Below are 18162 nucleotides of genomic sequence, written 5' to 3'. Positions count from 1 at the left end.
GTTAGTGTACGGAACGCACCAGGAGTGAGAGCGGTGACCCAGGAATGCGAACCGATCGCGAGCACCGAGGCTCGCGGACCTGCGACCTACGACCTCGTGATCAGGCGCGCCCATGTCTTCGACGGCCGCCAGGCGCTCGCCGGTCTGTACGACGTCGCCATAACCGGTGGAGAGATCGCTTCCGTCTCGGCCGAGCCGCTCAGCGGCAGACAGGAGGTGGATGCGGCCGAAGGATGGGTGATGCCGGGCCTGATCGACACGCATATCCACTTCTACGATGTGCGCGCGGTCTCCGATCCCGGTTCGATGCGGGCCTTCGAGGAGAACGACCTTCCCGGAAAGCTCGGGCAGTTCCTCGACCACGGGATCACCACCATCAAGTCAGTGGGCGATCCGACGGACGGAATCCTGAACACCCGGGCCAGAATAGCCGCGGGTACGCTGCGGGGCCCGCGGCTGTTGGCGACCGGTTGCGGAATCACCGCACGCGACGGGCACCCGGCCGCCACGGTCTTCAGCAGCAACCCCTGGGCGCGCGAACGCTTCACGGGAGAGGTCGACAGCGTGCAGCAGATCCGCGACCTGGTGCACCACCTCGCCGACCGAAAAGTGGACGCGATCAAACTCCTGTCGGAAGGCGCGTGCGCACACTCTGGCGGACGCAAGTACCTCTGGCGGAACCCTGCTTTTCCGGATGGTGTGGAATTGGAACGGCTGCCCCTCGATCTCCTTCGGGCCGGTATCGAGACCGGGCACGAGCGGGGCCTTCGGGTTACCGTCCACACCACCCAGCAAGCTGCGGCACGCGAGGCGATCGAGGCCGGGGCCGACGGCCTGGAGCACGGTGTCACCGTCGAGCCCCTCACCGACCACTCGCTCATCGAGCTGATGCTCGAACACGGCATCACCTACACGCCCACACTCTGGATAGACGACGCCCACCCGGACGCCCGTGGCAATCTCAAGAAGGTCGCCGAGGCCGGCGTGCACATCGCGCTGGGCAGCGACACCTTCAGCGGCCGGGGCCTGTTCGGAGCCAACACTCTCGAAGAGGCCGAACTCATGGTGGCGGCCGGGATGACGCCCGCTCAGGTGCTGACCGCAGGCACCAGCGTCGCGTCGCGGCAGTGTGTCCGCCCCGACCTCGGCACGGTGGCCCCCGGCAAGCGCGCCGACCTGCTCGTACTGAACGCTGATCCCACTGCGGACATCGGCAACCTTCGGGACCTCAGCGTGGTGATCCTGGACGGCGAGCTCACCGTCGACAAACGCTAGGCGCGCGTGCGGCGCGGAACGTCCGTCCGCCGCCGCACTGCAGCACGGAAAGCCGCTCGCTGCCAGCGACCGTGCCGCCGGCACACCTCGGGCTCTCTCAGCGATTACTTTGCTGTTCTGGAACTCTTGCGCTTGTTGGCATTGAAGCGTGCTTTCTTCTCACGATTCCCACATGTGTTCATTTCACACCATTTTCGGGTACGGCTTTGACTCGCGTCGAAGAAGGCGGCCCGGCAGGTCGGCGATGCGCACAGGGCCAATTTTCCGTCTCGCTCCCCTGCGAGGATGCTGATCGCGTCGGCGGCGACAACGCTCAGGGCGTCTTCTACGCGGGAATCCGGGCCAAGTCGCCATTGCCGAGTGTTCTCGGGCGTAAGGACAGCCGCAGCCCGCCCCTGAAGGCTGCAGTCATTGATGACGTGGACAGCAGACGCAGGGAGAGAGTCCTGGATCGCGGCCGCGGTCAAAGCGGCGTGAATCGATTCCCGCAGTTCCCTGGCGAGTTCGAGCTGGGCGGTGGTGCAGGACTCCACCGCGAGGCCGTTCACTGCCAGCCAGTCGACAAGTCGCTGCGGCGTGGGGATGCGTTCCACGGCGTCACCGCAACGCTCCGTCAGGGTCGCCGTGAAGCTGGTCGCGAGCACCTTGCCGAGGCGGAAGTCAGGGAACCGAGCATGCATGGAACCACCTTAGCGGGTTGTCCGCTGCCATCGAGGAGTGCTAGAACCGTCTTAGCCGGTTCGCGCCAGACCAAGCCGGTTCACCGACAGGCCCACACCGGTTCCACGACGACCAGGAGATCTCATGCCCAGCGACGTGCAAGCCTTTGAAGCCCACGCAACGGACGCTGACCTCGACGATCTGCGCGCTCGATTGGCCGCGGCGCGGCTGCCGGAGGCTGAGACGGTTCATCGCACCGCGCCCGGCCCTGACCGATGGGAACAGGGCGTTCCTCTCGCGGACCTCGCCGATCTCGTCGACTACTGGCGCACCGAGTACGACTGGCGGTCGTTCGAGGCGCGCCTCAACCGGATCACCCAGTTCCGCACGACCATTGATGGTCTCGGAATCCACTTCCTGCACCGCCGGTCCGCGCGCGCGGATGCCACTCCCCTGATCCTGACGCACGGCTGGCCGGGCAGCATTGCCGAGTTCATCCACGTGGTCGATGAACTGGCAGATCCGAACGACGCGGACGCGCCGGCGTTCCACGTCGTGGTCCCGTCGCTGCCGGGCTTTGGCTACAGCGACAAGCCGGCCACCACCGGGTGGGGAATCGAAAAGATCGCGGCCGCATGGGTGGAACTGATGGGACGGCTCGGCTACAGCAAGTTCGCAGCCCACGGCGGTGACTGGGGAGGTGTGATCACCACGGTCCTCGGCGGCAGGTTCCCGTCGCATGTTCTCGGCATCCACACAACGACCGCACAGGCACCGCCCGGCTTGACCACGGACGGGCTGACGGCTGCCGAGCGCCAATGGACCGAGGAAACCCGGGATTTCTGGCGCAACCACGCGGCGTACGCGAAGCAGCAGGCGACCCGGCCGCAGACCATCGGCTACTCGCTCGTCGACTCACCAGTAGGGCTGCTCGCCTGGATTCTCGACAAGTTCGCCGAGTGGACAGATACCGAGGACAGTCCGTTCGAGACGATCTCCAGAGACCGCATTCTTGACGACGTCACCCTGTATTGGCTGACGCGGACCGGCGCGTCGGCGGCCCGCATCTACTACGAGAGCCACAACTCACTCGACCCCGATCTGCGGGTCGACGTCCCGTCAGCCATCAGTGTGTATCCCCGCGACATCGAGAAGTGCCCGCGCGTCTGGGCGCAGGAGCGGTTCCGGCAGATCGTCCGATGGAGGTCACCTGAAACCGGAGGACACTTCCCGTCGCTGGAAGTTCCCGAGTATTTCGTCAAGGATCTGCAAGAGGGCCTCGCGGCAGTGCTGGCCGCTCATCGGTGAACGCGGCCGGCATTGCGGGCAACGTGGACGGTCTGGCTCCGCAACCAGTACTGATCGCGCCCAACCTCTTGCCGTCCTTCCACACGGCCGGGAGGACTTCTTCGCGCACCCATCACGGACCACGGCCCGGCCCTGTGTCGATGCTCCACGGCAGTCATGCTGCAGTGCCCGTGCGGCACCGCAGCACGAGTTGTGGCTCGCGGTAGTGACACGCGCCGGTCATGGACATCCGGCCGGGCAAGGTGATCACTGACCGCAGACGGAGACTGAGGGGGCCGCGGAACGGATCCAGAGGGACAGGAGATCAGGCGGAACCGATGCGTCGGAGGGGGCCAGGCGTCAGTCCAGTGCAGCGTGCTGTACATATGACCGATGACCGGTTCTCAGTTCCAGCTTCGCCGTGTTTCCCAGCAGGAGTTCGCCCCCTGGGCACGCATGATCGCCGACACCTACGGCATGGACCGCTCGGAGGGGGAACTCGCCGATCAGCGAGCTGCGACGGACCTCGACCGCACTCTGGCCGTCTTCGACGAGGGAGAGCCGGTCGCCGGAGCCTCTGTCTACGGCCGGAAGCTGACCGTTCCCGGGGGCGTCCTGCCCGTGGCGGGGATAGCGTCTGTGGGAGTTGCCCCGACGCATCGCCGCCGCGGCATCCTCACGTCGATGATGCGGGCCCAGCTGAGCAGCCTGTACGAGCAGCAGCTCGAGCCGGTCGCCGCGCTCCGCCCTTCCGAGGCCGGCATCTACGGACGGTACGGCTACGGCCCCGCGACGGTCGGCAACCGGATGCGCTGCGACCGGCATGCCATGCGGTTCCGCCCGACCACCGACTTCGGCGACGGGACGGTCCGGTTGCAGCACCCGGTCGAGGCCCGCCCCCTCCTTGAGAAGATGTACGACCAGGTCCGCACTGCCACGGTCGGCTGGCCCGATCGGCAGACGGCCCACTGGACGGTGCGCCTCGCCGACTACCCGCACCGGCGCGGCAGCGCGACCGCGCTCCGGTGCGCTGTACACCAAGAGCGCGACGGGCATGCCACCGGCTACGCCCTCTACCGGCACAGCTCTGCGCCGGACGGGCTGGGCGGCGAGGCCGGGGTGGTGGAGGTGGTGGAGCTGGCGGCGCACTCGCGTCAGGCGTATGCGGCGCTGTGGCGCTTCCTCGCCGGGATCGACCTGGTGGCCTGGATCGACTACGAGGGCGCCGTGGACGAGCCTTTGCCGCATCTGCTGGTCGAGCCCCGGGCGGTTCAGGCCAGGCCCGTGGACCGCCTGTGGCTGCGACTGGCCGACGTGGACAGGGCCTTGGCCAGCCGGGGTTACAGCATTCCGCTGGACGTCGTACTCGACGTCCGGGACGACTTCTGCCCGTGGAACAGCGGGCGCCACCGGCTACAAACGGAACCGGGAGACGTCCTCTGTGAGCGTACGAGCGCTCCAGCCGACATACGGCTGACTGCGGCGGAACTCGGCGCAGCCTTCCTCGGCGGCACCACGCTGACCGCCCTCGCGGCTGCCGGCCTCGTCGAGGAGCTGCGGCCTGGTGCGCTCTCCCTCGCCTCGGCGGCTTTCCGCGGCGAACGCGAACCCTGGTACCCCGGCGGCTGGGCCTTCCCGCTGTACTGAGCAGTCCTTCGCACACCTGCGCTGCAACCCGGCCACGGCAGTGCTGTCGCTCCTCAGGGACATTCCCATCGATCGGGATCGGTACGGGCTCGCCGCTGCCGGAGGCCATGCGCGAGACGCTCAAGGGCGTGATCCCGTCTTCGTCACACACAGCCATCGGGATTACGGCAGCAGAGCCTGGGCCGAAGCACCCCAATCGAACCTCCGGCCGGATCGGCAGATATACGATCATCTGCGCGAACACCCGACAGGTGGCGACCGAGGCGGCAAGAGGGGCGGGACGATCAGCGTGGGCAGAGGCGGGGAACAGGACGGGGCCTCCATACCGGACGAGGAATGGGATCGGTTCCTTCGGGAGGCCGCCTCCGGGGGAAACAGTGCGCCCAAGGAACCATCGGCACGGGCGAGGATGGTGGCCAGGAGGCTGCGCGAGGAGCCTGACCGCCCGACGGGCTGGCGAACGTACGAGCTGGGCAGTGGACCACGGGACAAGCAGCGGCGGAGCGGCCGCCGTGGAAGAAAGCTCTGGTACGCGGCGGCGTTGTTGGCCGCGCTCGGGCTCGGGGCGGTGGCACTGAACCCGGCCGGGGTGGCCGGGTGGTTCCCTGGCGCCGACGACACGCACTCCGAACGTCAGGGGGTCGGCACCGCGCCGAGCACGACCGTCGCACAGCAACCCACGTTGGAGGAGCCGTTCAAAGGATCGCCGGCGCAGAAGTGGGAGGACGGTTTGGCGGGCATCCGCTTTCCCAAGGCGCGGGCAGCAGGGTGGATGGACAAAGCGCAGGTCGATCAAGCACTGGACCGCACCCGTGACTTCTTGTCCGCGTCCAGCCTGGACGCCGGTGTGCTGCGTGGAAAGCATCCGGACAAGGCAATCGCGCTGATCAACCCCCGCCAGCAGGATGTACAGCAGCTTTTGAAGACGGCCTTCCGCAACCCGAGCCGGAAGAACAATCCGCTCTTGCTGTTCAGCCGCTTCGACCCGGCAAAGGTGAAGCTCGCCGGGAACGTGGTGAAAACACGGGGCAGGGTGACCTACGAGACCGGTGAGCGTGGTGCACTCGAGGTCACCGCGGACGTCACGTACGTGTATCCGGTCGTCGCGGCTGAAGAAGGAAGCAGCGCGGTCGCGCGGACGATCGTGCGGCGGGAACTGGTGATGAGCTGGGACGATCCCGCCAAAGTGAAGACCGAAGCAGGCACCTTCTCCGCCGTGTCGTACAAGCTGGACACCACCAACGGCGGGTGCGACCTCTTCAACGGCTACCTCAACCCGAAGTTCGGCCATGAGCAGACGGCCGGTAACGGGGACGGCCCAGTGATCGATCCGTACGACCGGAGCCAGCCGATCGACGAGCGGATGCGAGGAGCCGAGGGTCAGGGGTGCGGCAGGGCCTCCCGGACGTGAACCGGGCCCACCGTGCGACTGAGGGTCGAAACCCCTCGGTCCTCGATGGCCGGCTGGGGCGGGCTGCGCAGCGTACGGGAGCCGGCGGTCCTCCCGTGTGGCGGCAGAGCCACCTTCCGCACGACCTCAGCGGCGTACGCCGCACCGCATGCTGCGGCTGGCGTCGGCTCCGTTCGGTGGACTAGGTTGCGGGAGTGACTACCGGGACGGCATCGCGCCACACACGGATCGGTGACCCGGTGCTCTTCTGAGCGCCGTACGGGCCAGTGCGGGCCCGCCGTTCGATCGAGGATCTTGCGCTGATGCGCGGGCTCCGCCTCCGTCGTGTTGATCACAGGACACATCAACCACGACAGGAGACTTCATGCCCATCAATACGCTGCAAATTCCCACCGCGGACGGTCAGGCCGACGCCTTCGCCGCCTTCCCCGACGACGGCGAGCGGCACCCAGGGGTGCTGATGTACGCGGACGGCTTCGGCCTGCGGCCCGTGCTGCGGGAGATGGCCCGCGAACTGGCCGACCACGGGTACTACGTGCTCGTCCCCAATTTCTTCTACCGGCACGGCCCGGCACCCGTGGTCGAACTTCCCGAGCACATCGGAGAAGAGGCCCGGACCGCGGTCATGGGCCGACTGATGCCCCTCATCGAGGCACATACCGTTGAGCGGACCCTGCGCGACGCCGACGCCTTTCTCGGATTCCTCGCCAGCCGGCCCGAGGTCGGCTCCGGGCCCGTTGCGGTGACCGGCTACTGCATAGGCGGCCTCCTGGCGGTGCGCACCGCCGCGGCCCACCCCGGTCAAGTGGCCGCCGTCGCCGGGTTCCACGCCCCTGTGGGCGCCGCCGGGTCCGACAGCCTGCGCCACCTCACCGCCCAGATCCACTTCGGGCACGCCGAATCCGACCTGACGCCCGAGGCTCTTGGTGAACTCAACCAGATCCTGGACGCCGCGGGTGTGGACTACACCTCGGAGATCTACCCAGACACCGTCCACGGCTTCACCATGGCCGACACCGACGCATACAGCCCCGCGGCACTGCGGCTCCACTGGGACAACCTGCTCCCTCTCCTGGGCCGCACCCTGACCATCCGTTGAGGCTCGGCTCGGACCCGGAAGCAATTCATCACTCTTTTCACCGGTACAGGTGTTTTGCGGCGTGTCGGTGTTGCGTGCCGGGCATCACCGCTTGGGCACCGAATGAGGTGCTGGTCGTACAGGAAGGAGCTGGCGATGAGTGAGGAGTTCGCGTTCGCGTTCGCGTTCGAGTTCGAGGCCGGCGAGGTCTACGAGCCTCCGATGCTGGTGGAGTCCGGTGACTACACCGAGGTGACCAACGGCTTCCACGGGTGGCACTGGGACACTTTCGGTGGCCACGGGCGCGGATGGTGGTGAAGCCTTCGCGATGCGGCGGGCGTTGGTTCGTGGTCCTCCCGGACTGCGAGGCGGCGTCCGCCGCCCTCGGTCGGCGTCTTCTTCCGTCTGCGTGCCGGGGGCTTCGGCATGCTTCCGGGCGTCCCTGGCTGGTGGGATGCTGGCCTGCCGACGAGGTGCGAACTGCCGAATCGGGCGAGCGGCGACTGGCGCTCGTCGGCATCAGCACCTTGACGACGGAGCTGTTGCGGGCCCGGCTCCGGGCCGCTCGCCAGGTCTCCGACTTGCACGGCGTATGGGAGGGAGGCGCCGGCAGTTGCCATGTCGTGGCCTCCGTGGCGGGCCGGGTCTACGCGCGAGGTACGGCGTCGGGTGACCGTCGACTCTTCCACGCCTCCTCGGAGGGGCTGACGGTCGTTGCCGACAGAGCCCGCACCCTTTCCTGGCTGGTCGGCGCCGAGGTGGAGATGCGGCAGGTCGCGGTGCGCCTGTCGTCGCTCGTCGCGCCGCCGCACCCCCTGGACGAGCAGTCGATGTTCCAGGGGGTTGAGGCCGTTCCTCCGGGTCACGCGGTGCAGGTGGAGCCTGACGGGCGGCGCCCGCTCCTGCACCGATGGTGGCGCCCTCCCGAGCCGGAGTTGCCGGTGCGGGCCGCAGCCGCTGACGTGCGAGACGCGCTCCGCGAAGCCCTGGCCGCGCGGGTGCGACCCGGACAGGTGTGGGGAGCGGACCTGTCCGGTGGGATGGACTCCACCTCATTGTGCTTTCTGGCCGCAGAGGCGGGCGCTCAGCTCGTGGCCCTGACCTTGGATTGGAGCAGTCCCGGGGAAGACACCGCCTACGCACGGCAGGCGGCAGCACTACTGCCTGCCTCGACCGTTCACCGGACCTTTCCGGCAGTGGGGCTGCCGTCCTATTACGCCGGCTTCACCGAGGGCGGCGAGCCGGAGGACGAGCCCCTCACCCATCGGCGGGACATGGCCCAGCAGCAGCACATGACGGCGGCGACGCGCGAGCACGGTGCCCGCGGGCGGATCTGCGGCCAGGGCGGGGACCAGGTCGTCCTCCCGCCGCTCAACCATCTGCACGAGTTGGCAGCCCGCCACCCCTTGATGGCGCATCGGCGCTTGGCCGGCTATGCGGTCAAGGACCGCTGGTCGTACCGGGCTTTGGCGCGAGCACTGGCGGACCGGCGCTCCTACCCGTCCTGGCTGCGGTCACAGGCCGAGGCCCTGCGCCCCGTGCGCCGCGGACGCCGGAGCGGGGAGGGAGCCGCCTCCATGCTGGGGTGGGGGCCGGAGGTGACCATGCCGCCCTGGGCGACTGACCACGCCCGCGACATGACGGGAGATCTGCTGTCCGAGGCCGCAGCCGACGTGCGGCCTCTGGCCGGCACTCGCTGCGGGCACCAGTGGCTCTACCAGGTGCGGCAGGCAGGACGTATCGCTGCCGTCTACCGCACCAGCGGTCTCGAGGTGGAGATGCCCTTCTGCGACGACGCCGTGCTCGCAGCGTGCCTGCGTACCCTCCCGCACGAGGCGGGTGACCCGTGGTCCTACAAACCGCTGCTGACCGCGGCCATGGACGGCATCGTTCCGTCCCCCCTCCTGGCCCGCACCACCAAGGACTTCGCCACCGCGGAATGGCACTCGGGGATGCGGGTCCACAGGCGCCAACTCGCCCAGTGGTGCGACACCTCTCTCCTTGCTGCCGCCGACCTGGTCCACCCCGAGACGCTGCGGCGTGCGTGGCTGAACACCGGTCTGCTTCCAGCCTCACAAGGTCCAGCGGCCGAGGCCACCCTCGCCGTCGAGTCCTGGCTGCGGGATCTGGCCGCTCGCCCTGTTCCCGACTACCTCAAGGAGCACCAGCGTGAGTCTCCGGCTGCGCACTGACGTCACCACCTGCGAAACCGACGACGGTCTCGTGCTGCTGGATGCCCGAAGCGGCCGCTACTGGCAGCTCAACGCCACCGGAGCGGCCATTCTGCGCGCCTCGCTCAACGGCGCCACACCGCAGCAGATCGCCGCGCGCCTCGCCACCAGGCAACCCGTCACCACCGAGCAGGCCACCAGGGACGTGCAAGCCTTGATCGAGCAACTTGAACAGGCCCGCCTGGTGGAAGCAGAACCGCGGTCCGCCTCATGAGCCAGATCCTCGACACCCCGGGGCACCGGCCACCACTGCGCCGTCGGTTCGCCGCGCACCTGGCCGTCTCCGCCGCGCGTCCGCTCGCCCGGCTCTCACCGCGGCGCATCGTCGTTCTCCTACGGTTCGTGCGTCGCCACGCGACCGCCGCCACGTACGAGCAGGCGCTGACGGCCCGGGAAGAGGTGACCGCCACCAGCACACTGTGCGCGGGGACCTACTGTCTGCAGCGCTCCTTGGCCACGGCCCTGCTGTGCCGTATGCGTGGCACCTGGCCGACGTGGTGCAGCGGGGTCCGCACCCCGCCCTTCGCCGCCCATGCCTGGATCGAAGCGGAAGGGCGCCCGGTCGGCGAGCCCTCGGATATCAGCGCCTACCGCCACCTCCTCACCGTCCCACCCGCACCTCGCCCCTGACCACCACCGCGTTGCCGGTTGCCAGCCGCCAGTCGCTCGGCTGGGGCGTGCTGTCAGAGTCGGCACCGGTCCTTCTTGGTGGTCGTATTCGTGGTCGGACTGCCGCGACTCCGGGGCGTCTCCCCTCGTGCCGCGCCGTCATGGGACGTTGCCCTGTGGCGGTTGTCCATGACGGCAACGGGGCTCATCGTGCGGCAGTGATCTGTTCTCGGAGAATGTCGCCGTGGCCGGCGTGACGGGCGAATTCCTCGATCATGAACAGGTACACGAACCGGAGGCTCACCTCTCCGACTACGGGATGTGTCCCGGTGTCATCGAGCTCGAAGCCGGCGGCGATCGCACGCGAACGCTCACTGGTGCGTTCGAAGTCGGCGATCACGCCGTCCAGCGTTTCCCCGTCCTCGACGAGGAAACCGCCCTCGCCGGGGGCGACGTAGCCGTCGCAATCGGCTCCGTCCAAGCCGGGAAGAATACGTTGGAACCAGCGGCGGTCGGCGAAGGCAGCGTGTTTGATCAGCGCGATCGGTGTGGTCAGCGAGGTGACCAGGCGTCGCCGTGCCTCGGCTTCGGACAGTCCTCGCGCGGTGTCGATGAGCGCTTGCCGGTTGCGGTCGAGCATGTGCTCCAACATGAGACGTTCAGGTCCAGTTGTCACTTGGGGCAGCGTTGACATTGGTCGTTCAACTTTCTGGGATGAAGGGATCGTTGAGCTGATCCGGACCGGGGCCGCGTGTTCAAGCAGCACGGGGCCCGAACGGGCAGGGCTGGGCTCACCTGGATCGTCGAGGAGAACACCGATGACTTCGATACTGAATGCCCGCGGGATCGGAGGCGGGCGCGCGCTGTGCGCGGCAACTTCGCGCCGCGTCCGTGCTTTTCGGCCCTGTCGGAAGTTCCTCGGGGAAATGCTGGGTCCAGAACCGAGGAGAGCCGGATCAGTGCCAGGATAGCGTCTCGCTGTGGACCGCGTTCACCAGAGCCTGACCGGCCTCGGTCACCAAGCCCACCACGCTGCCCTGGGGCAACCGGTCGCCGCTCTTCCACGACCCCGACGGCAATTTCGTCAACTGCTTCATCCCCGTCATCCCGGTGGCCATCGAGAAATTCGCACGCTGACGCCACGCACAGCCGCTCACGCGGGGACGTCCACCACCGTATGCCGTCGATCAGCTGCCGCCGACTCCACACCGAAGATCCGCTTGCGCAACAGACCCTAGGCCACCTGTCGCCGCCGGGAGGCGTAGGAGCGGGATTTGTTGCGGTTCCCGCACACCTTCATCGAGCACCAGCGGCGGCTGCGGTTCTTCGACACGTCCCAGAACACCCAGCCGCAGGTGTGTTCCGCACAGCGCTTGAGGCGGGCGGCCTGCCCGGTGGTGACCAGCTCACTCCACGCGATCGCCAGCGTCGCCAGCGGGCCGCGCTCGGCGGGCAGCCCTGCGGCGGGCGTCAGAGAGCCGCGAGCGGTGACCAGTACCGGGTGCTCGGCCAGCACGCGGTCGGCGGCGCCGAGCATTTGCGGATCGGGGGTGTCGCCGACGTGGGCACCCAGTTCCTCGCGGATTCCCGCGCGAAGGGCCAGGTAGCTCTCGTGGACCTGGGCGGGGATCGCACCAGGCGCGTCCAGCAGGCCGCGGTCTCGCAGCCAGTCGGCCAGACCGGACGGGGTGGCGATCTCGTCGCTTCCCTCTTCCACATCGACCGTGTTGGCGAATGCCTCCACCAGGACGGCCGGGGCCGGCGGCTCCAGCATGGCGGGTCACCTCCTCCAGGATTCCGCCATCCTACCGGCTAACCGTTTCATCGGTTGCGGGATGGCCGGAGCGTGTGCCAGAGTAACCTCACCGCCTAACGCCTTAGGCGGTTATCGGGTGGGACGGTTGGGGGAGAGGGCCATGGCCACGGCGGTGCCTGAGCGGACGGAAACCGGCAGCAGACGGGGCACTGCGCCGCGCAACAGCGCCCCGGCAGCCCCTGGCCGCCGCAACACTGCTGTTCTGGTCGGCTTCACCGCTGCCACCAACCTCGCCGACGGTGTGACGAAGATGGCCCTGCCGCTCCTCGCCACCCGGCTCACCGGCTCTCCCGCCCAGGTCACCGTCGTCTCGCTGACCCTCACCCTGCCCTGGCTGCTGACCGCCCTGCACATCGGCGTGCTCGTCGACCACTTCGACCGGCGGCGGCTGCTGTGGAGCGCGAACGCGATGCGGCTGGCCGCGATGGGCTGGCTCGCCGCCTCCCACCTGGCCGGCGGCCTCACACTCAGCCAACTCTGCGCCGCCGGCGTGACCCTCGGTGTCGCCGACGTACTGGCCTCGACCTCAGCCTCAGCCCTGGTCCCGGCCGCGGTGCCCGCGGCGGGGCGGGAGCGCGCCAACGCCTGGATGGCGGGAGCCGAGACCGTAGGACAGGAGTTCGCCGGGCCTTTCGTCGGCGGGCTGCTGCTGGCTACCGGAACGGGCCTCGCACTCGGGCTGACCGGCGCCTCCTATGCGGTCGCCGCGCTCTCGCTGCTCTGCCTGTCCGGCCGCTTCCGGCCCGACAGGCCCGCCCCGGGCGCGGCTCCCGTCTCCGTCAACGCCCGGATCGCCGAGGGGCTGCGCTTCCTGTGGCACGACCCGGTGCTGCGCACGTTGTCGCTGGTGGTCGCCGTGCTCGCCGCCGTCTGGGGCGCCTGGCTGGCTCTCATACCGCTCTACGCCAAGCAGGCCATGGACCTGGAGCCGCAGCAGTACGGCATCGTGCTCAGTGCCCTGGGAATCGGCGGGCTGGCCGGCGCGGCAGCCGTCACGTGGGTGAACCGGCTGCTGGGCGCTCACCGGGCGATGCTCGCCGACCTGATCGGCACCACCGCGATGGTGGCGCTGCCCGCCCTGACCACCAACATCTGGGCCGTGACCGCCGGCGCGTTTCTGGGCGGCATGGGCGGCACACTCTGGACGGTCAACACCCGCACCCTCACCCAGCGCATGGTCCCCGACCAGATGCTCGGCCGCTACAACGCGGCAGCCCGGCTCTTCAGCTTCGGCGCCATGCCACTGGGTGCAGCCCTGGTGGGCCTGCTGGCCGAACTGGGCGGCATGCGACTGGCCTTCGCCGTATTCGCCGTGGCCACCGCCGCAACACCCGTGCCGTTCCTCAGGAATGTCACCCCGTCGACGCTGCGGTCCCGTTAGCGGGCTCGCCTTACGATTCGCACCGAATCTTCGGGCCCGGACGACTCACACCCGGCCAACGACTCCGACCATCGACGAATCTCCGACTCAGGTCATGGGGAAGCCTGGCCTGAAGCGTCGGTCAGAGCAGCCACCGTCAGGGTGAGGTGCTGAACCAGAACCGCTGCCGCGGTGTCGGCGTCACGGGCCAGCGCCGCCTCCTCCAGCCTGCGGTGTTCCTCGGCGCCGTCCCGGTCGGGGTCGCGGTGCGCCGACCATCGGCGGGCCAGCTCGCTCGCGGTCCACAACCGGTCGAAGGTCTCCAACAGCGCGCGATTGCCGCACGCGTCCAGCAGCGTGCGGTGGAAGACCCTGTGAGCCTCAGCCCAAGCGCCGGTGTAGTGCTCGCCTTCTTCCGGCACATACGCCGGAGTGCGCGCCAGGCGGTGGTGGGCGGCCCGCACGCGGGCCTCCCAATCGACGTCGCCGCGCTCGATGGACATCCGCAGGACGGCCGGTTCGATGACCCGGCGGGCTTCCGCGATCTCCTGCCAGCGGTGGTCGGAGAGGAGCGGGACTGCGAATCCGCGATTGGGCAGCCGGTCGGCGAGCCCCTCGCCGACCAGCCGCACGAGCGCCTCCCGCGTAACGGCCAGGCTTACGCCCTGTTCCCTGGCGAGGTCCTGTGGCTTGAGGGCCTCACCGGGGGAGTAGTCCCCGCGCATGATCGCGCCCTGCAGTTGGGCGTAGACCTGCTCGGAAAGCATCTGCTTCGCGGAGGAAGCGGAGTGGGGAGATGCGCCAGCCATGACAGCAGTATAGACGATCGAAGCAATAATCGATTATTGATGCTACTGTCGATTCATGACAGAGGGGAGCTGTCCACGACGGCGCGTCCCCTCCCCTGCGGCTCGCCGACCGGGCGCGCCGCTCCGCTGTCCGGGCACGGCTCGCACCGTTACTCCGACGTGATGGCCGGTCACGCTCTCGGACGCGCTGTATCGACCGCCACTGCTGAAACTCCCGTCTGACGGCCACCGTTGGGCACACCCGCCCGCAGCACCCATAACTCCCTGGAGACGCGAACACGATGTACCGCGAACAACTCCCCCTCTCCACCCGCACCGACGAAGACTCGATGGATCTGGACGCCATCCGCGAGGTCAGCCGCGCCATCAGTGCCGCCCACATGTTCATCTACCTCGTCCCCGAGAGCACCCAGGAGGCGGCCGAGCTCGGAGTGACCGACCGGGGGCGGGGGTATCTGGCCCTCCGGTCGGCCGCAATGGGCGCGGTTCCGTGGCAAGTCACGCTCGCGGCCTTCTACAACTTCAGCCCACGGGCAGTGCGGGCCATGGCGGGCGTGTGGGACGCGGCACCGCCCGAGCGGTGGCAGACCGCCCGCTTCCTGGCGGCGGGACGGGCGATGCAACGCGTCAAGGTGCATCTCGCGGACGCCGACCTCGCCGAGGCGCGCTCACTGGTCGACCCGGTGGTCGCCGGTGCCGACTACGCCGGCAAAGTACTGGCCGCCGCGAACGCCTCGGTGGCCCTTCCGTCCAATCCTCTCGTCGCGCTGTGGCAGCAGATCACGGTGGTGCGCGAGTGGCGCGGCGACGCCCACCTCGTCGTGCTCGCCGATCACGGCCTCGGCCCCTGCGAGTGCCTCGTTCTGCACGCGGCAACAGGCCGCCTCCCGGCAGCTCTCGCGCGAGCGACACGGCAGTGGAACGAAGAGGAGTGGGCCGCGGCGACGGCACGCCTTGTCGCACGCGGATGGCTCGACTCCAACGCCGTGATAACCGGTGCCGGCAGTGCGGCACGCGAGCGCATCGAGACGGAAACCGACGAACACTGCGCCGCGCTTTGGGCACCGATCGGCAATGCGGGTACTCGCCGCTTCGCCTCGCTCATCGCGCCGATCACCACCGCATTCACCGCGGCGGGGACGTATCAGACTCTTCGTGGGCCGCAGAGTCTCGCGTGAACGGATGCTTGCGGGAGCACCGTAACCGACTCAGGGCCTCCCCCGATCAGGGCTTGCACCGATCACGCGCCATCCACCTCGGCAGGCTGCTCCTGACCTTCGCCGACCGTCCCCGGGACGATGACGGACAGCACTTCCGGACCGAGGGCCACATCACAGTGCGGGCTACTCGGCGTTGGCCAGGATCTCCATCAGTGCGGCGACCGCGTCGTGCGCGTCGGGACCGGCGGCTCGTACGGTCACCGTGCTGCCGGCCGTGGCTCCCAGTGCCATGACGCCGAGAACGCCGGCGGGGTTGACCGTCTTGCCGTTGTGCTCCAGCTCGATGGTGCTGGAGAACTCGCCTGCCGCGCGGGCGAGGAGGCCCGCTGGCCGGGCGTGGAGGTTGGCGGGGAGCAGCACGGCTGCTTCGTGCCCGGTGGTCTCGGCGGATTCGCAGCCGGTGGTGTCATTGCTTGCGGACATGGCGGGCCTCTTCTGCTGACTTGGCGACGGCTTGCAGGTCGGCGCCGGATGCGGCGGCGACCACTGCGGCGACGGCCCCCTCGACAAAGGGCGCGTCGGCGATGACGGCGTCGGCGCGTGGATGGTCGTCCAGGACGGTGCGGGTGGTCAGAACGGAACTGCCGAGGTCGGGAAGGATCAGTACCCCGGCGCCCCGGTCGGCGTCCTGGAGTGCCTTGAGCACGAGGTCATAGCTGGTGCCGATCCTGCCGTCGTCGGTCCCGGCCGCGGTGACGACGGGAACGGTGTCGGAGCCGATCTGCTCCACCAGCAGGCGCAGGCCCGAAGCCAGCTCGGCGCTGTGGGACACGAGTACGATGCCGACGGTTGCGCTCATGAACGGTCACATTAAATCCCGGAACATTGTTCGGCAATACTGAATCGGAGATCTCATGGTCCAGTCCGTGCATCGAGCAGTGCAGATCTTGCGGGAGCTCGCCTCGGGCGGTCCTCGGCTGGGCGTGACCGAACTGGCCGAGCGGCTGGGCGTCGCCAAGCCCACCGTGCACGCGCTGCTGCGCACGCTGGAGATCGAGGGCTTGGTCGGACAGGACCGGGACAGTTCGAAGTACCAGCTGGGGCCGAATCTCGTGCCGTTGGGTAACGCCTATCTGGATACGCATGAGCTGCGCACACGCTCGTTGACCTGGGCGGACGCTCTGGCCAACCGGAGCGGAGAGGCCGTGTGGGTGGGTGTCCTGACGGGCGACCACGTCCTGGTCGTCCACCACGCGTTCCGGCCGGAGGGCGCGGTGCAGATTCTCGAGGTGGGCGCGAGCATCCCGTGGAACACCTGCGCCCTGGGCAAGGCCATCGCGGCCTCCTCGTGCGCGGACGTACGGGAACGCCTGCTCGCCGGGGAGCCGGCCGTGCTCACCGGCGCCAGCATGACCGACCGGAAGGCGCTGGCAGGCCACCTGGAGGATGTTCTCAAGGCCGGTTACGCGACCGAGGACCAGGAGTCGGCCATCGGGGAGGCGGGCATCGCCTCGCCGGTCTTCGACCGCTCCGGCGAGGTGGCGGGCGCCATCGGCATCGTCGGTCCCGTGGAGCGCTTGCTGGGCGAGTCGGCACGCCAGGAACTCGCCGTGGCGGTACGGGAGACCGCCCGCAACCTCTCTCGCGACCTGGGAGCCCCCTCGGCCACACGCCGTGTCCGGCCGACCGGGTCCCGGGCCTCTTGACAGGCGTGAAACGCGTGCTTAACTTCCGGAACAACATTCAGCAATGATGAACAGCGCCGGGAAGTGCAGACCGTCCGGTTCCCACAGGGCCGTGAGGTTCTGCCGCACAGAAGGACCCGGCGACTCCCCTCCCGTTCACAGCCCGAATCCCGCGGAGGAGGTGAAGCGTCCGGTGGCAGGTGTACGCGCGGCGGAGGATGCGCCCACCGCCCGCGGACGGGTGAGCGATTCCGTGGCCCGCCCGGACACGACGGGTGTCCGCACCACGGCCTGCAGGGCGGATGCCGACATGCTGTCCCTGGGATGGGGCTGTGCAGCCCCGGCTCGGCCCGGCAGACGCGGCCGTGCCGACCGCGCCCCGCTCGGCCTTCCACCCACCGACCCCGTACGCACCGATCATCGAACGGAGACCCCATGGACATCGACCTCGCCCGTGCGTGGGTGCAGGCCATCACCGTCGCCGTGGGCCGGCACAAGGATCACCTCACCCAGCTCGACTCGGCGATCGGTGACGCCGACCACGGGACCAACCTGGACCGAGGATTCACCGCCGCTGCCGTTGCCGTCCCGGACCTCGCCCCGGACACGGTCGGAGCCGTCCTCAGCAAGGCCGGCGCCACCCTCATCTCCACCATCGGGGGCGCCTCGGGGCCGCTGTACGGGGGCGCGTTCCGCGCGCTGGGCAAGGCCCTGGACACTCCGGCAGCCGACCCGCTCGCGTTCGCCGGGGCACTGGCCGCAGCTCTGGAGAGCATCCAGAAGCTGGGAACGGCCGCTCCCGGCGACAAGACGATGATCGACGCGTTCGCTCCCGCCGTCGCCGCCTTCGAGGAGCAGGTCCGGCAGGGAACGGACTTCGCCGCCGCTGCAGCGGCTGCCGCCGACGCCGCCGAGGAGGGCATGCGCGCCACCACTCCCCTGCAGGCACGCAAGGGCCGCGCCTCCTACCTGGGAGCGCGCAGCGTGGGCCACCAGGACCCGGGGGCGACCTCGACGGCCCTGATCTTCCGTGCGCTCGCCGATACGGCGGCCGAGGCGTAGCCGGCCGTCCCACCCGCACAGGGCGTCTCTCCACGGGGCATCGAGCGGCCCCCGGTGAGCAGCACAGCCAGC

The 18162-nt window shown here is 69.0% G+C and carries 19 protein-coding genes and 1 pseudogene; 14 read left to right on the top strand and 6 right to left on the bottom strand.

Annotation, left to right across the window (positions count from 1 at the left end):
• Positions 1-33: 33 nt before the first annotated feature.
• Positions 34-1275, top strand: a complete 1242-nt coding sequence (locus JW592_RS06870; RefSeq protein WP_209264007.1) for an amidohydrolase family protein — start codon at positions 34-36, stop codon at positions 1273-1275.
• Positions 1276-1379: 104 nt separating this feature from the next.
• Here JW592_RS06870 and JW592_RS06865 read toward each other — a convergent pair whose 3' ends face one another.
• Positions 1380-1955, bottom strand: a complete 576-nt coding sequence (locus JW592_RS06865) for a CGNR zinc finger domain-containing protein (RefSeq protein WP_209264006.1) — start codon at positions 1953-1955, stop codon at positions 1380-1382.
• A 124-nt stretch (positions 1956-2079) separates the two neighbouring features.
• Here JW592_RS06865 and JW592_RS06860 point away from each other — a divergent pair, with 124 nt between their 5' ends.
• The 8 genes from JW592_RS06860 (at position 2080) to JW592_RS06825 (ending at position 10219) form a co-directional block, all read left to right on the top strand.
• Positions 2080-3243 (top strand): epoxide hydrolase family protein, encoded by a 1164-nt coding sequence (locus JW592_RS06860; RefSeq protein ID WP_209264005.1) that lies wholly within the window; start codon positions 2080-2082, stop codon positions 3241-3243.
• 372 nt (positions 3244-3615) lie between these two features.
• Complete coding sequence (locus JW592_RS06855) at positions 3616-4869, top strand: GNAT family N-acetyltransferase (protein WP_209264004.1); 1254 nt, start codon at positions 3616-3618, stop codon at positions 4867-4869.
• 289 nt (positions 4870-5158) lie between these two features.
• Positions 5159-6280 (top strand): hypothetical protein, encoded by a 1122-nt coding sequence (locus JW592_RS06850; protein WP_209264128.1) that lies wholly within the window; start codon positions 5159-5161, stop codon positions 6278-6280.
• A 364-nt stretch (positions 6281-6644) separates the two neighbouring features.
• Positions 6645-7379 (top strand): dienelactone hydrolase family protein, encoded by a 735-nt coding sequence (locus tag JW592_RS06845; RefSeq protein WP_209264003.1) that lies wholly within the window; start codon positions 6645-6647, stop codon positions 7377-7379.
• 135 nt (positions 7380-7514) lie between these two features.
• Positions 7515-7676: a lasso RiPP family leader peptide-containing protein gene (locus tag JW592_RS06840; RefSeq protein ID WP_209264002.1), complete on the top strand. Its 162-nt coding sequence runs from the start codon at positions 7515-7517 to the stop codon at positions 7674-7676.
• Between the two features lie 155 nt (positions 7677-7831).
• Positions 7832-9550 (top strand): asparagine synthase-related protein, encoded by a 1719-nt coding sequence (locus JW592_RS06835; protein ID WP_209264001.1) that lies wholly within the window; start codon positions 7832-7834, stop codon positions 9548-9550.
• Positions 9528-9803, top strand: a complete 276-nt coding sequence (locus tag JW592_RS06830; protein WP_209264000.1) for a lasso peptide biosynthesis PqqD family chaperone — start codon at positions 9528-9530, stop codon at positions 9801-9803. Before JW592_RS06835 ends, JW592_RS06830 begins: the two co-directional genes overlap by 23 nt.
• Complete coding sequence (locus JW592_RS06825) at positions 9800-10219, top strand: lasso peptide biosynthesis B2 protein (RefSeq protein ID WP_209263999.1); 420 nt, start codon at positions 9800-9802, stop codon at positions 10217-10219. Before JW592_RS06830 ends, JW592_RS06825 begins: the two co-directional genes overlap by 4 nt.
• A 184-nt stretch (positions 10220-10403) precedes the next feature.
• On the opposite strand, the gene JW592_RS06820 is transcribed toward JW592_RS06825, so the two are convergent.
• Positions 10404-10838, bottom strand: coding sequence for a DinB family protein (locus JW592_RS06820; RefSeq protein ID WP_229375288.1), 435 nt, complete (start codon positions 10836-10838; stop codon positions 10404-10406).
• A gap of 374 nt (positions 10839-11212) precedes the next feature.
• Here JW592_RS06820 and JW592_RS32555 point away from each other — a divergent pair.
• Positions 11213-11335, top strand: a pseudogene (locus JW592_RS32555) (VOC family protein); the annotation flags it as partial.
• A gap of 97 nt (positions 11336-11432) precedes the next feature.
• Here JW592_RS32555 and JW592_RS06815 read toward each other — a convergent pair.
• Entirely contained in the window at positions 11433-11972 is a 540-nt protein-coding gene (locus tag JW592_RS06815) for a CGNR zinc finger domain-containing protein (RefSeq protein WP_209263997.1), read from the bottom strand.
• A 142-nt stretch (positions 11973-12114) separates the two neighbouring features.
• Between JW592_RS06815 and JW592_RS06810 the strand changes: the two genes are divergently transcribed.
• Complete coding sequence (locus JW592_RS06810; RefSeq protein ID WP_209263996.1) at positions 12115-13395, top strand: MFS transporter; 1281 nt, start codon at positions 12115-12117, stop codon at positions 13393-13395.
• Positions 13396-13487: 92 nt separating this feature from the next.
• Here the strand turns inward: JW592_RS06810 and JW592_RS06805 are convergent, their stop codons facing one another.
• Positions 13488-14183, bottom strand: a complete 696-nt coding sequence (locus tag JW592_RS06805) for a GntR family transcriptional regulator (protein WP_229375287.1) — start codon at positions 14181-14183, stop codon at positions 13488-13490.
• A gap of 329 nt (positions 14184-14512) precedes the next feature.
• On the opposite strand from JW592_RS06805, the gene JW592_RS06800 reads away from it, so the two are divergent.
• Positions 14513-15361 carry an SCO6745 family protein gene (locus JW592_RS06800; RefSeq protein WP_209264126.1) on the top strand — a complete coding sequence of 283 codons (849 nt, stop codon included), beginning with the start codon at positions 14513-14515 and terminating at the stop codon, positions 15359-15361.
• A gap of 165 nt (positions 15362-15526) precedes the next feature.
• Here the strand turns inward: JW592_RS06800 and JW592_RS06795 are convergent, their stop codons facing one another.
• Complete coding sequence (locus JW592_RS06795; protein ID WP_209263995.1) at positions 15527-15826, bottom strand: HPr family phosphocarrier protein; 300 nt, start codon at positions 15824-15826, stop codon at positions 15527-15529.
• Complete coding sequence (gene dhaM, locus JW592_RS06790) at positions 15810-16202, bottom strand: dihydroxyacetone kinase phosphoryl donor subunit DhaM (protein WP_209263994.1); 393 nt, start codon at positions 16200-16202, stop codon at positions 15810-15812. Before dhaM ends, JW592_RS06795 begins: the two co-directional genes overlap by 17 nt.
• 67 nt (positions 16203-16269) lie before the next feature.
• Here dhaM and JW592_RS06785 point away from each other — a divergent pair, with 67 nt between their 5' ends.
• A complete protein-coding gene (locus tag JW592_RS06785) occupies positions 16270-17049 on the top strand; it encodes an IclR family transcriptional regulator (protein WP_307805309.1) in 780 nt (259 codons plus the stop codon).
• A gap of 414 nt (positions 17050-17463) precedes the next feature.
• Positions 17464-18090, top strand: a complete 627-nt coding sequence (gene dhaL, locus JW592_RS06780) for a dihydroxyacetone kinase subunit DhaL (RefSeq protein ID WP_209263992.1) — start codon at positions 17464-17466, stop codon at positions 18088-18090.
• Positions 18091-18162: the final 72 nt, after the last annotated feature.

Origin of the sequence: Streptomyces spirodelae (assembly GCF_017676385.1) — a bacterium.
Taxonomy (GTDB): Bacteria; Actinomycetota; Actinomycetes; order Streptomycetales; family Streptomycetaceae; genus Streptomyces; species Streptomyces spirodelae.
The sequence above is the reverse complement of the archived record's forward strand: the minus strand, read 5'-3'. Positions and strand labels throughout refer to the sequence as shown.

Excerpts from the sequence above, each read along its gene's own strand:
- JW592_RS06865 (WP_209264006.1), bottom strand. The coding sequence starts at position 1,955 with ATGCATGCTCGGTTCCCTGACTTCCGCCTCGGCAAGGTGCTCGCGACC.
- JW592_RS06860 (WP_209264005.1), top strand. The coding sequence starts at position 2,080 with ATGCCCAGCGACGTGCAAGCCTTTGAAGCCCACGCAACGGACGCTGAC.
- JW592_RS06855 (WP_209264004.1), top strand. The coding sequence starts at position 3,616 with ATGACCGGTTCTCAGTTCCAGCTTCGCCGTGTTTCCCAGCAGGAGTTC.
- JW592_RS06845 (WP_209264003.1), top strand. The coding sequence starts at position 6,645 with ATGCCCATCAATACGCTGCAAATTCCCACCGCGGACGGTCAGGCCGAC.
- JW592_RS06840 (WP_209264002.1), top strand. The coding sequence starts at position 7,515 with ATGAGTGAGGAGTTCGCGTTCGCGTTCGCGTTCGAGTTCGAGGCCGGC.
- JW592_RS06825 (WP_209263999.1), top strand. The coding sequence starts at position 9,800 with ATGAGCCAGATCCTCGACACCCCGGGGCACCGGCCACCACTGCGCCGT.
- JW592_RS06820 (WP_229375288.1), bottom strand. The coding sequence starts at position 10,838 with ATGCTCGACCGCAACCGGCAAGCGCTCATCGACACCGCGCGAGGACTG.
- JW592_RS06815 (WP_209263997.1), bottom strand. The coding sequence starts at position 11,972 with ATGCTGGAGCCGCCGGCCCCGGCCGTCCTGGTGGAGGCATTCGCCAAC.
- JW592_RS06810 (WP_209263996.1), top strand. The coding sequence starts at position 12,115 with ATGGCCACGGCGGTGCCTGAGCGGACGGAAACCGGCAGCAGACGGGGC.
- JW592_RS06805 (WP_229375287.1), bottom strand. The coding sequence starts at position 14,183 with ATGGCTGGCGCATCTCCCCACTCCGCTTCCTCCGCGAAGCAGATGCTT.
- JW592_RS06800 (WP_209264126.1), top strand. The coding sequence starts at position 14,513 with ATGGATCTGGACGCCATCCGCGAGGTCAGCCGCGCCATCAGTGCCGCC.
- JW592_RS06795 (WP_209263995.1), bottom strand. The coding sequence starts at position 15,826 with ATGTCCGCAAGCAATGACACCACCGGCTGCGAATCCGCCGAGACCACC.
- dhaM (WP_209263994.1), bottom strand. The coding sequence starts at position 16,202 with ATGAGCGCAACCGTCGGCATCGTACTCGTGTCCCACAGCGCCGAGCTG.
- dhaL (WP_209263992.1), top strand. The coding sequence starts at position 17,464 with ATGGACATCGACCTCGCCCGTGCGTGGGTGCAGGCCATCACCGTCGCC.